Below are 11,392 nucleotides of genomic sequence, written 5' to 3'. Positions count from 1 at the left end.
GCACTGAAAATAGCTTGCAGAGACTTCATGCGGTACATGAACTTTACGCTGCAACAAGCAGTTTTACAATGGGTTGCTTTGTCCCTAAACGCATGAATTGACTAGGGTTTTCTTTGATTTTTTTACGGCGTCTTTCAGCGCGCATCTTTAGGGTATCGGCAAGCTTAAGAGATTAGTCATCGTACAAGCGGTCTCGCACCCTATAATTGCGACATCGAGCACTCGAACGATCGATCCAACAATGTCCTCAGCACTCGCCTCCGGCGCTCTTCGCCGCTCTCGCAATCTGACTGAAGAAGTCGTCTCCGAACTCTCCGAGCGGATTCGCAGCGGGGCGCTTCAACCAGGCGACAAACTGCCGACCGAATCCGAGATCATGGCGCAACTCGGCGTCAGCCGGACCGTGGTGCGCGAATCGATTTCGCGTTTGCAGGCGGCGAAGCTGGTGCAAACGCGGCATGGCATAGGCACCTTCGTGCTCGAATCGACCGATCACGATCGCTTCCAGATCGAAGCAGCCGGTGACCTCACTGTGCGCGATGTAATGGCGATTCTGGAATTGCGCATCAGCCTGGAAGCAGAAGCGGCGGGACTGGCCGCCATGCGTCGCTCGGACGAAAATCTTGCACAGATGCGTCATGCGCTCGGTGAATTCGAGCGCCATATCACGCAAGGCACCGGCAACGCCGTCGCCGCCGATGTCGCGTTCCATCTCGAGCTGGCCAAGGCCACCGGCAATCGTTATTTCCACAGCATCCTGAGTCAGTTGGGCAATACGATCATCCCGCGTACGCGCGTGAATTCGGCGGCGCTTGCGCACAACGACCCGGCGGGCTATCTGGACCGAGTGAATCGCGAGCACGAAGATATCTACGATGCAATCGAGCGTCGCGATCCCGAGGCCGCGCGTGCAGCCATGCGCATGCATTTGTCCAATAGCCGTGAGCGTCTGCGGCGTGCTCAGGAACTCAAAGCGCCCGATGCGGTTTGAAGATGATCTTCTAACGCCACAGTGTCGTGGCCATCTTTAGAGACGCTTAAGCCTGTCCATCAAACGTTCAGGCAAGCCTAAGAAATCAGTATTAATTCCCTGCCGAACGCCAGTAACGGCTGCTTAAGCAAGCGCAAAACTTCGCATCTCATGCAATAACAAACGTTTGCGATCACCAAGCTTGCTTAGTCCTTGCTTAAGCACCTTTTTCTCACTCGGGTATGCCGATGGCTTTCGTTTGACTCGGGCTAAGATCACAACTTCGTGATATGGCGATGCTTAAACCTTGAGAATCGACAAACTTTTATTCGTTGGTTGCAAGTAAGAAAATTGTTGGCTTTGGGTCAACCGACGCGTTGGAATTGCCGTTAGTGATTGCTAAACAGGCGCTAGCGGAATGAACTGCGCAGGCCTGGCGTGATTGAAGTTGCAAGTCGCTTTGGGCGGGCCCGTCCTGGGCTTGTCTCGTTCCCTTGACCCTCCCTTTTGAAGTCAGCAGGGCTAGCAAGGCGTTCGAATTATTACCGAATATTTCCGGCCCATAGGGAACCGGAGTGCGGAGAAGAAGTCTTGAAGATCTTACACAGCGAGTCATCGAAGGGTTGGGGCGGTCAGGAAATCCGCACCCTTAAAGAAATGGTGGCGCTGCGCGAGTGCGGTCATACGGTCGAATTGATTTGCCCTGGCGATGCACGCCTTGGCGCGCATTCGAGAGATCTGGGCTTTGCCGTGCATCACGCGCGTATGCGCGGCGGCGGCGATATGTCGTCCATGCTGCGCATCAAATCGCTGTTGCGACGCCGCGCCTTCGACGTGCTCAATACGCATAGCGGACACGACAGTCTGGTCGCAGGCACGGCGGCACGTCTTGCGGGCACGCCGCTGATCGTGCGCACGCGACATCTCGCGTTGCCCATCAGCTCGCTTGCGACCTATACGTGGATTCCCCATCGCGTGATCGCGGTGAGTCATTACGTGCGGCGCTATCTGATCTCGGCAGGTGTTTCCGAGAAGCGCGTGCAGACCATTTACGACGGCATTCCCAAGCCTGAGCCGATTGCCAAGTCTACTTTGCGCGCTGAACTCGGCATCGATCGCGATGCGATGGTCGGTTGCATGGTCGCCATCATGCGCGATGAAAAAGGCCACGAAGATCTGATCTCGGCCGTGCGTCCGCTATTCGATACCCATCCGAACCTGCATATCGTCATGGCCGGCGATGGACCGATTTTCGACTACATCAAAGGTATCGTGCATAGCATGGGGCTTGAGAGCCGTATCCATTTGCTCGGGTTTCGCACTGATGTGCCGAATATCTTTCGCGGCAGTGATTTCTTTGTGTTGCCGACGCATCAGGAAGCGCTGGGTCAAGCCTTTATCGAAGCAATGGCCGCGGGCTTGCCGGTCATTGGCACGCATGTGGATGGCGTTCCCGAATTGATTCAGAACGACGTCAATGGTTTGCTCGTGCCGCCGCGTGAACCCGTTGCCTTGCGCGGTGCAATTCAACGCATGATCGACGATCCCGCGTTGCGCCAGCGCTTGCGTGACGAAAGCAAGCGCATTACCGAGCGTGGCTTTACGATCAGCGATATGGCCTATGAAACCGCGCTGTTTTATCGGCGCGCGCTGAATGAACGAGGTCACCGCCAATGAGCGGTCATGCACGTGCCGTACCTGTTTTGATGTACCACCACATCAGTACATCACCGGGGATGATTACGGTTTCGCCCGAGCATTTCGCGGAACAAATGGCCTATGTGGCGAGCGCTGGTTATAAAACCGTCGGCGCGGCAGAGTTGGCCGCATTTCTGCATGGCGAAGACTTGCCGGCGAAGTCGCTCGTCATTACTTTCGACGATGGCTATCTCGACAACTGGGTGCATGCGCATCCCGTTCTGCTAAAACACGGCTTAAAGGCTTTATGTTTTCTGGTGAGCAGCTGGCCCGGCTTGGGTGAGGTGCGTGACAACACGTCGTCAGCCGCTAAAGAAGCTTTACCGCCATTGCTCAATCATCATGATGGCGACCTCGCAATTCAAGCAGGCCACATCGACGACGTCATTCTGCGTTGGTCGGAAATCGACGCTATGCGTCAAGCAGGCACGTTCGAATTTCATAGCCACACGCATTCGCATGTGCGCTGGGATCAGGTGACGCAATCGGGCATAGAGAAGCGCGAGCGCTTGCAGCAAGACCTGCACGATGCCAGAGCAACGCTGGCGACGCGTCTTGGCAGCGTGTCGGATCATTTGTGCTGGCCGCAAGGCTATTACGACGACGACTATCGCGAAGTCGCGCGTGAGGCGGGCTTTAGCCATTTTTATACTTGCCACGTCGGCACAAATGCACAATCAAGCGCCGCTAAGCATGCAGACGAACACTCAATCAATCGCCTTGAAGTACGTGATCGTCCTGCATCCTGGCTGGCTTCGCGACTATGGGTACATTCGCGCCCCGCGATCAGCAAGGCGTATCTCAAGATCAAGCGCTAAACAATTCGGCTAAGGCTTGAGTGACCGCATCGGGGGCATCTCGATGCGGCGTGTGTCGGCATCCGTCGAGTTTGAGCAAACGCGTATGTGGAACAGCACGCTTGATCTCGTCGATCTGAATCATCGACGCGTATTCGTCGTCGTGCCCTTGAATGGCAAGCAAAGGACGCTTGATGGTCCTAAGCTCATCAACGATATTCCATTCGCGAAAAGCAGGCTTCAGCCACGCATCGTTCCAGCCATAGAACGCGGAGTCGACGTCGTCGTGATAGGCCTTAAGCTTTTCGCGAAAGCCCGTCGTTTCATAGATGCCGCGCACTTCTTTGATGGCTGCGACTGTCACGTCCTCCACGAGCACATGCGGTGCCATAACCGCTAAAGCCGCTAAAGCATCCGGAAAAGCGCAAGCGTAAAGCAAAGCGATCGTGCCGCCATCGCTATGGCCGATCAGACGCATTCGCTTACGTTCTTCGGTATTTATCTCGAGCGCATCGAGCAGGGCAGGCAAGACGACTTGCGCTTGATGATGCAAAAAGCCGACGGGCCATTTTTCTTCCTTAGCGCGCGGCGTGGAACGTCCATAGCCGGGCCGGGAATAAAGCAATCCACGGCATTTCAGTCGATCACAAATGGATTGCGGCCAGTCTCTCCAGATAGCCACCGAGCCTAAGCCTTCATGCAGAAATACGGCGATGGGTGCATCGGCGAGCTCGGCGTTTAGCCACTGATACTCGATGCGCAAAGGTTGAGTGCCTACGCTTAGCTCCACAAACCGCTGGCTCATGTTCATCAAGATGGCGTTAAGGATAGGCGCAAGCGTAACAGACATGCGCTATGCACCAATAACGAGCGTGGTTTCGCGATTTATTTCTCTTTACCTTTCTGAACTTTTTCTGCGAAAGTAATTCGTAAGGAATTCGCTGTGCCGCAAAGCACAGTCAAGTTCATCGAGTCTATGGAGAGAAACGCATGAATCGACCCAAACGCATGCTGGTAGCAAACATTGCCTGGGCGCGCGAAGCCGCCTTGGCCGATGCGCAATTCTTCCCGCGCCTGGCGCAAGGACAAAGCCCCAAGGTGCTTTGGATAGGCTGTGCCGACAGCCGCGTGCCGGCCGAAACGGTCACGCATTGCAATCCCGGCGATTTGTTCGTTCACCGCAATATCGCCAATCTTTTTTGCCCGTCCGACGACAACACCATGAGCGTGCTCGAATACGCCGTGCGCGTGCTGAAGGTAGATCACATCATCGTTTGCGGACACTACGGATGCGGTGGCGTGCGTGCATCGCTATTGCCGTTGTCGAATGAACTGCCGCATGTGAATCGACGCATTGCGCCGTTGTGCGCGTTAGGCGAACGGCATCGCGACGAGCTTGAACGTTTCTCAGAACTCGATGCGCGCACCAATCGCTTAGCCGAGTTGAACGTGCTCGAACAAGTGCGGCAATTGCGTGAGACGCCGATCGTGCGTGAGCGTGAAGCGCCGCCGCTCGTGCATGGCTGGATCTTCGGTTTGCACGACGGCCTTATCAAAGAACTCGCATCCGGCTACGACGAAGCGGCGCTGGAACACATGGCGCAAGCCGAGTCATATCAACTGGCCGAGACCACGGGCCGCTGAATCTCTTAGCGCATTAATCCTTTAGTGTGTTTTAGCGTGCAGCGTTGCCCTTATTCGTGCGACGCCGCAGGCCCCAACTCGCTCTGAATTTCTATGAAACCAGTCAATCGTTTAGCTGATTTTCCGCGCGATATTTTCGCCGGCACCGTCGTTTTCCTGGTCGCGATGCCGCTGTGCTTAGGCATTGCCAATGCGTCCGGCGTCGAGCCTTTTGCGGGATTGTTGTCGGGCATTATCGGCGGCCTCGTGGTTGCCTTGCTTAGCGGCTCGCAATTGAGCGTGAGCGGGCCTGCGGCTGGCCTGATCGTCATTGTTGTCGATGGCATAGCGGGGCTTGGCAGTTTTTCGACCTTTCTGCTTGCCGTGCTGCTTTCGGGCGCGATTCAATTCGGCTTTGGCTTGCTTAAAGCCGGACGCTTCGCGGCTTATGTGCCATCGTCCGTCATTAAAGGCATGCTCGCTGCCATCGGCCTTTTGCTCGTCATCAAGCAGATTCCCCTTGCAGCGGGTTTCGCCAATGAAGGCGCGCCCGCCGCAAGCGGTGCGGGCGTGCTGAACACGCCGCTCGGTCCGATCTCGATTGCCGCATGCGCGGTCGCCGTCGTCTCGCTAGCCATGCTTGCAGGCTGGGAAACGCGCGCCATGCGCCGTTTCGCGCTGGTACGAGCCGTGCCCGCGCCACTTGCAGTCGTGGCGCTTGGAATCGGCGTAACGCTTCTGCTCGATATGCTCGCGCCAGGCTTTGCGCCGCCCGCGCAACATCGCGTGGCGCTGCCTGCGCTCGAATCGTTTTCCGCTTTTACCGATGCGCTCGAATTGCCCGCGTTCTCGCAATTCGTCAATCCCGATGTATGGCGCTTAGCGATTACGCTTGCCATCGTCGCGAGTCTCGAAACCTTGCTTAGTCTTGAAGCGGTCGAACAACTCGATCCAAAGAAACGCGCCGCACATCCTGATCGCGAACTCAAGGCGCAAGGCATCGGCAATATGATGGCGGGTGCAATCGGCGCGTTGCCGATCACGTCGGTCATTGTGCGCAGTTCGGCCAATGTGCATGCTGGCGCGCAAAGCCGATGGTCATCGTTTATTCATGGCGCGTTGCTGCTGGTCAGCGTGTTTGCGTTGACGAGCGTGATCAATCTGATTCCGCTCGCGTGTCTTGCCGCCATTTTGATTTTCACCGGTCTCAAGCTCGCTAAGCCGTCGTTATTCGCGGCTATCGCCAGGCAGGGTTTCGAGCGATTCGCGCCGTTCGTGGTGACCATTGCGGGCGTGTTGATGACCGACTTGCTGATCGGCATTCTGCTCGGTATTGCATGCAGTCTGGTGCTTGCATTGCGTGCCAACCTTAGACGACCGATCACGATGGCGCAACACGACGATCACTATCTGCTCTCGTTCCGCAAAGACGTTTCCTTCCTTTGCAAGGTGACGCTCAAGCACTATCTGAGCACGATCCCGAACGGCGCAACCGTTATCTTCGACGCCACGCGCGCGGACTATGTGGACCCGGACGTGCGCGAATTGATCGATCGATTTATCGCCGAAGCGCCGGCTAAGGAAATGCACGTGGAATGCAGACAGATGCCACGTGTGGAGCCGCAAATGCGTTTGCGTCTGACGGCGGACTAAAAGAAACGGCTTGCAGCCAGCGCCTTAAAAAAGCGCTGGCTGCATTCATTTCTTTAGCGAATGCTTAGCGCCCACGCTTAAGACCAAACACAAATACTGACTAAGCCTTAAGCAAAATGCGTGGTCGTATTTGAAAGAAGCAAGTCATGGCCGAGTTGATCGACGGTCAGGCGTATAGCATCGATCAACACGCGTGCGGCAGGCGAAGGCGTACCGCCTGCGCGCAGCGTCAGACCGATATCGCGCCGGGTGTTCTGCATCGTGATATCGAGCACCTTGAGCTGTCCGGACTCGCATTCATAATGCAACTGCTGTGCGGACACAGCCGCGAGCATATCCGTATGCATAAGCAGACCGCGAATCACAGCGAGATCGGCGGTTTCGACGGTCGGCATCGGCGGCTTGAGTTTGACGCGCTTGAACTGCGATTCGAAAATGCCGCGCGCGGGCGCATGGCTGCGCGGCAACACCCATTGCGCGGCGCTCAATTCACGCAAGGTCAAATCCTTGCGCATTGCAAGCGGATGATCGTTGCGTGCAAGCACAACCATTTCTTCCGACATCAGCCGCTCGTTCGTCAATCCGCTCGATGCATCGTTCGGGCGAAGCGCGCCGAGCACGAAATCGATATCGCCTGCGCGCAGACCGGCAACGAGCGTTTCGTACGCGCTTTCGTCGGTCGCGATGCGCACGCCGGGGTATTGCGCCGCCGCGCGCGCAATCGCGCCCGGCAGGATCAGCGTGCGGCCCAGCGGCAAGGCGCCGACGGTGACATCGCCCTGAATGGTGCCGCGCAGGGCGGCGAGGTCATCGGGAATATGGCGCAACTCGTTGAGCGCGCGACGCACATGCAGCAGGAACGTTTCGCCTTCGCTCGTCAGCAGCAAACCGCGCGGACTCCGATGAAACAACGGCATGCCCGCGCCGGTCTCCATGATGCGAATGGCGCTGCTGACCGCAGGCTGACTCAGCCCGAGCGTCTGCGCCGCACTCGGCATATGCCGATGCCGCGCCAGCGCAGAAAACAACTGCAAACGCCGCGTATTCAGCAAAAAGGCCGGCAAGGGCGCACCGCCCGGCGCGCGCCGCCGCGATTGTCGCGCGGCACACCACTGCGCGAGTTCTTCGAGTTCGGTGAAGATGCGCTCGCATCGCAGAAGCACGGCGCGGCCTGCGGGCGTCGGCAACATGCCGGAAGGGCGGCGTTCCAGCAGCGTCTCGCCGACATCGGCTTCGAGTTCCTGCAAGGAGCGCGTGACGGCCGATTGCGCGCGGAACAGCGCGGCAGCGGCGCGCGTCGCGCTGCCCGTCTGCGCGACGAGCCGGAACGCACGCAAATAGGCAAGATTGAGCAAATCGCGTTGGTCCATGAAGCATTCGCCGTGGTGAGAACGCCATCAGTTTAATTTATCGCGCGTGCGCTCACAGTGGCCTAATTCTTTCGGCCGATGATGTTCCCATGCACCGAGCCAATCATCGGAGGGAACACATCATGAATCGGCATATTCTCGTGGCCGTGGGACCGAGCTTCAGCGAAGAAGCCTTGTCGGCCGCCATCGCAAAAGCGCAGGAAACGGGCGCACGGCTGACCGTGCTGCATGTGATCGATGTATCGCCGTGGTGGTCGGGCACCTACGCGGAAGGTTTGTGCGATACACAGGCGCTGGTGCATCAACTCGCGCTCGTGATTCGCCGTCAGAGCGAGAAGATGCTGCGCGGCGCGGGTATCGAATTTGACTGGCAGATGCGCTCGTCACCGCGCGATGGCCGGACGATCGGACGCGTGATTGCGCAGACGGCGAATACGCTCGGCGCGGATCTCATCGTGCTAGGTACGCGCAGACGCGGTTTGCTGGCCATCGGCATGCATCCGGTGCGCAATGGCGTATGCCGTTATTCGGCATGCGAAGTGCTTATCGCGAGCCCGCGCGTACGGCCATTGGCGCGCGTGATCGCGATGCCCGCCGCGATGGCATAACGAGCCTCATGCGATTCAGTCGTCGATGGCGCCGTGCACGCCTTGTTCGCCGCGCTTCCAGTACGCCGACGCCCGAATGCGCTTCTTGTCGACGCCGCGCTCGTCGCACAGCAGCTTGCGCACCGCCCGCATGAGCGTGGCTTCGCCGGCTGCCCACACATAGCCTTCGCCTTCAGGCACGAAGGTTTCGCGCAGTGCGAGCAGCAGCGCGCCGCCCGGATGCTCGCTTTCGTTCCTTTCGTTGCGGTAGCGCCATTGCGCATACAAATCAGCACGCGTGTTCAGTTCGATACGCGCCGACGGATCGGCCACTTCGATCAGCGTAGCCACGCGCGTGCCTTCGGGCAATTCTTCCAGCCGACGCGCGATGGCGGGCAGGGCGGTTTCATCGCCGATCAGCAAGTGCCAGTCGAACGCCGTCGGGATCACGAACGAACCGCGCGGCCCGCCGATGCCGAGATATTGCCCCGGCTGCGCCTGCGTCGCCCACGCGGTCGCGGGACCGGCCTCGTGCAGCGCGAAGTCGAGATCCAGTTCAAGCGCCTCGCGATGGAAACGGCGCGGCGTGAAATCGCGCGCGATCGGACGCGGCTTCGTCGGATCAAAAACCGGACCGTCCGGACCGGCTTGCGGCACCTCCGGCATGGTCTGGCCAGGCGCGGGGAAAAACACCTTCACATGGTCATCGAACGACGCGCTCTCGAAATCGGCGAGCGCCTCGCCCGCGAGCGTCACGCGCACGAAATGCGGATTGAGCGCGCGCACGCTTATGACCTGCAACAGGCGGAATTTGAGCGCGTGGCGCACGCGCCGGACTTCCAGCGCGGGATGTTGATTGACGATGGTATCGGTCATCGGATCAGGCTCCTTCTTGTTTAGGGGCGGCGTTCTGCTCGATTTCGGCGGTCGCGCGCGCGAGGATTTCAGCGATGCGGCGTTGCTCGTCGGCGGATGCGTTGGTGCGCAACAGCAGCGCGCGTTTGAGGGCGCGGCGCGCGTTGATCAGCTCGGGCGTCCAGGCCGTGTCGCCGGCGTTGTCGTCGGCTTCTTCGCCCATGTAGGCGCGGCGCACGAGGTCCATCTTGCGGGCGAAATGCGTGAGCTTGGCGAGCATCAGATCGACACGTTCGCGATTGGCGGCAAGGTAGTCGCGGCCCGCGTCGGACAGAGCGTAGCGTTTGCGGTTGCCTTCCAGTTCGACGGTCGCGTAGCCCAGTTCTTCGAGATACGTGAGCGCCGGGTACACCATGCCGGGGCTCGGCGCGTAGAAGCCGTTCGAGCGGTCTTCGAGTGCCTTGATGAGTTCGTAGCCGTGACGCGGCGATTCCGCGAGCATGGCCATCAGCAGCAATTGCAGGTCGTCGGACGAGAATTTGCGGCCGCGCGGCATGCCGCCGTCTTCGCCGCCCCATCCACCTGCGCCGCCGGGACCACCGGGGCCGCCGCCGAATCGGCCACCGTGATGTCCGTGGCGGCCAATCATGCCCCAACGTTCGAAGGCGAATCGCTCGGCCCAGCGTGGGGCGTCGTCGAAGGGAAAGTCTGAACCGAAGGCGCGGAAACCCGCTTCGCGGGCGCGCTGAAAGCATCGGGATTTCATAAGAGACTCCTAAGATATGTCGTAAAACATATCTAAAGATATGTATCTTAAGAGTGTCTGTCAAGCTTTTTTGGGATGCTTCCCTCGGTGGGACGTGGTCCGCCGTGTTCCGAGCAGTGAGGACCACGCGTCTTCAATGTTCGCGCGCTCCTCCACTGATCGTTGGCCGATCATTGCCCCGCGAGATTCCACTGAGCGAACGGCGCGCTCCGTGACGTGTTGCTCATAACCCAGGGCGCGAACTGGCTGAACCAGCCGAAGTTCGTGTATTGACTGACTGAGTTCTGGGTTGCGGCAACATGTTGCGTCAACCGATCGAGACTCATCGCACCCGCCGTGTACATGTCATAGAAGTCGAGGTTGTCCCACAGTTGGGTAGTGGGATGCGAAGACTGCAAGATGGCGGTCTTGGTGGCGGCAAACCAGACGGGCAGGGCATCGACTTGTGCCTGATAGTCGAAATCGGGCGCGTACTTGTCGCCCGCGCCGTCTTGCAGCGCAATGATGTCGATCGGCGCTGCGTTGAGAATGTAAGTCCACAACGCGGTCCAGGTGGCCGGCGTCTGCCCGTGATGCATATCACCCACATTGAAGTACGGCGAGATCATCACCGACATGTTGTTGTGATGCGTATGCAGGTAGCCGGTGAGATCGCGGTAGTAGTTGGCAAGCGCAACTCGATTGCCGTCGACTGAGCAGTACGAACTCACTTCATTCGACAAATACCAGCCGTCGAGAGCCTGTCAGATTTTCCGTGTGCCGAGGTCATGAGACGATAAGGGAAATACCGTTTTATGACCGAAGCAACTGTGACAAAAAAGCTCAAACCTCCGAAAGCACCGAAGCTGTTTTCCGATGAACTGATTGACCAATTGCTGGCGCAAGTCCAGGGCAAGGATGCCGAGTCGGTACTAGGCGAATCGGGGCTGGCCGGCCAGCTCAAGAAGCGCCTGGCCGAGCGTATGCTTGCCGCCGAGCTCAGCCACCATCTGGAAAGCGAGACCGAGCAGGGCAAGGCTGGCAACCACCGCAATGGCACCAGTCCCAAGACCGTGCTGACGCCCAACGGCGAG

General features: G+C 58.6%; 10 protein-coding genes and 2 pseudogenes. 7 read left to right on the top strand and 5 right to left on the bottom strand.

From position 1 onward, the window contains the following. Nucleotides 1-241: 241 nt before the first annotated feature. From P7F28_RS02435 to P7F28_RS02425, 3 genes are all read left to right on the top strand, one after another. Entirely contained in the window at nucleotides 242-991 is a 750-nt protein-coding gene (locus P7F28_RS02435) for a FadR/GntR family transcriptional regulator (RefSeq protein WP_277182847.1), read from the top strand. A gap of 570 nt (nucleotides 992-1,561) precedes the next feature. Further along, nucleotides 1,562-2,647 (top strand): glycosyltransferase, encoded by a 1,086-nt coding sequence (locus tag P7F28_RS02430; RefSeq protein ID WP_277182846.1) that lies wholly within the window; start codon nucleotides 1,562-1,564, stop codon nucleotides 2,645-2,647. After that, nucleotides 2,644-3,486 carry a polysaccharide deacetylase family protein gene (locus P7F28_RS02425; protein WP_277182845.1) on the top strand — a complete coding sequence of 281 codons (843 nt, stop codon included), beginning with the start codon at nucleotides 2,644-2,646 and terminating at the stop codon, nucleotides 3,484-3,486. Before P7F28_RS02430 ends, P7F28_RS02425 begins: the two co-directional genes overlap by 4 nt. Here the strand turns inward: P7F28_RS02425 and P7F28_RS02420 are convergent. Next, nucleotides 3,476-4,315 carry an alpha/beta fold hydrolase gene (locus tag P7F28_RS02420; protein WP_370467217.1) on the bottom strand — a complete coding sequence of 280 codons (840 nt, stop codon included), beginning with the start codon at nucleotides 4,313-4,315 and terminating at the stop codon, nucleotides 3,476-3,478. The two genes, P7F28_RS02425 and P7F28_RS02420, sit on opposite strands and share 11 nt — an antisense overlap. 140 nt (nucleotides 4,316-4,455) lie before the next feature. Between P7F28_RS02420 and P7F28_RS02415 the strand changes: the two genes are divergently transcribed. Further along, nucleotides 4,456-5,109, top strand: a complete 654-nt coding sequence (locus P7F28_RS02415) for a carbonic anhydrase (RefSeq protein WP_277182844.1) — start codon at nucleotides 4,456-4,458, stop codon at nucleotides 5,107-5,109. Nucleotides 5,110-5,202: 93 nt separating this feature from the next. Further along, nucleotides 5,203-6,741: a SulP family inorganic anion transporter gene (locus P7F28_RS02410; RefSeq protein WP_277182843.1), complete on the top strand. Its 1,539-nt coding sequence runs from the start codon at nucleotides 5,203-5,205 to the stop codon at nucleotides 6,739-6,741. A 107-nt stretch (nucleotides 6,742-6,848) separates the two neighbouring features. Here the strand turns inward: P7F28_RS02410 and P7F28_RS02405 are convergent, their stop codons facing one another. After that, nucleotides 6,849-8,111 (bottom strand): LysR family transcriptional regulator, encoded by a 1,263-nt coding sequence (locus P7F28_RS02405; protein WP_277182842.1) that lies wholly within the window; start codon nucleotides 8,109-8,111, stop codon nucleotides 6,849-6,851. A gap of 122 nt (nucleotides 8,112-8,233) precedes the next feature. Between P7F28_RS02405 and P7F28_RS02400 the strand changes: the two genes are divergently transcribed. After that, nucleotides 8,234-8,719, top strand: coding sequence for a universal stress protein (locus P7F28_RS02400; RefSeq protein WP_277182841.1), 486 nt, complete (start codon nucleotides 8,234-8,236; stop codon nucleotides 8,717-8,719). 15 nt (nucleotides 8,720-8,734) lie between these two features. Here the strand turns inward: P7F28_RS02400 and P7F28_RS02395 are convergent, their stop codons facing one another. The 3 genes and pseudogenes from P7F28_RS02395 to P7F28_RS02385 form a co-directional block, all read right to left on the bottom strand. After that, on the bottom strand, nucleotides 8,735-9,574 hold the full coding sequence (locus P7F28_RS02395) for a siderophore-interacting protein (protein WP_277182840.1): 840 nt from the start codon (nucleotides 9,572-9,574) through the stop codon (nucleotides 8,735-8,737). Between the two features lie 4 nt (nucleotides 9,575-9,578). Next, a complete protein-coding gene (locus P7F28_RS02390; RefSeq protein WP_277182839.1) occupies nucleotides 9,579-10,319 on the bottom strand; it encodes a PadR family transcriptional regulator in 741 nt (246 codons plus the stop codon). Nucleotides 10,320-10,489: 170 nt separating this feature from the next. Next, nucleotides 10,490-11,047, bottom strand: a pseudogene (locus P7F28_RS02385) (DUF4434 domain-containing protein); the annotation flags it as partial. A gap of 66 nt (nucleotides 11,048-11,113) precedes the next feature. Between P7F28_RS02385 and P7F28_RS02380 the strand changes: the two are divergent. Next, nucleotides 11,114-11,392, top strand: a pseudogene (locus P7F28_RS02380) (IS256 family transposase); the annotation flags it as partial.

It is taken from the genome of Caballeronia sp. BR00000012568055, from assembly GCF_029439455.1.
In the GTDB taxonomy this organism is placed as follows: domain Bacteria; phylum Pseudomonadota; class Gammaproteobacteria; order Burkholderiales; family Burkholderiaceae; genus Caballeronia.
Note: the sequence above shows the minus strand (reverse complement) of the source record. Positions and strands in the feature narration are given on the sequence as shown.

Bases quoted from the DNA above. Each gene is read 5' to 3' on its own strand.
- P7F28_RS02435 (WP_277182847.1), top strand. From the start codon at position 242: ATGTCCTCAGCACTCGCCTCCGGCGCTCTTCGCCGCTCTCGCAATCTG.
- P7F28_RS02425 (WP_277182845.1), top strand. From the start codon at position 2,644: ATGAGCGGTCATGCACGTGCCGTACCTGTTTTGATGTACCACCACATC.
- P7F28_RS02420 (WP_370467217.1), bottom strand. From the start codon at position 4,315: ATGTCTGTTACGCTTGCGCCTATCCTTAACGCCATCTTGATGAACATG.
- P7F28_RS02415 (WP_277182844.1), top strand. From the start codon at position 4,456: ATGAATCGACCCAAACGCATGCTGGTAGCAAACATTGCCTGGGCGCGC.
- P7F28_RS02410 (WP_277182843.1), top strand. From the start codon at position 5,203: ATGAAACCAGTCAATCGTTTAGCTGATTTTCCGCGCGATATTTTCGCC.
- P7F28_RS02405 (WP_277182842.1), bottom strand. From the start codon at position 8,111: ATGGACCAACGCGATTTGCTCAATCTTGCCTATTTGCGTGCGTTCCGG.
- P7F28_RS02400 (WP_277182841.1), top strand. From the start codon at position 8,234: ATGAATCGGCATATTCTCGTGGCCGTGGGACCGAGCTTCAGCGAAGAA.
- P7F28_RS02395 (WP_277182840.1), bottom strand. From the start codon at position 9,574: ATGACCGATACCATCGTCAATCAACATCCCGCGCTGGAAGTCCGGCGC.
- P7F28_RS02390 (WP_277182839.1), bottom strand. From the start codon at position 10,319: ATGAAATCCCGATGCTTTCAGCGCGCCCGCGAAGCGGGTTTCCGCGCC.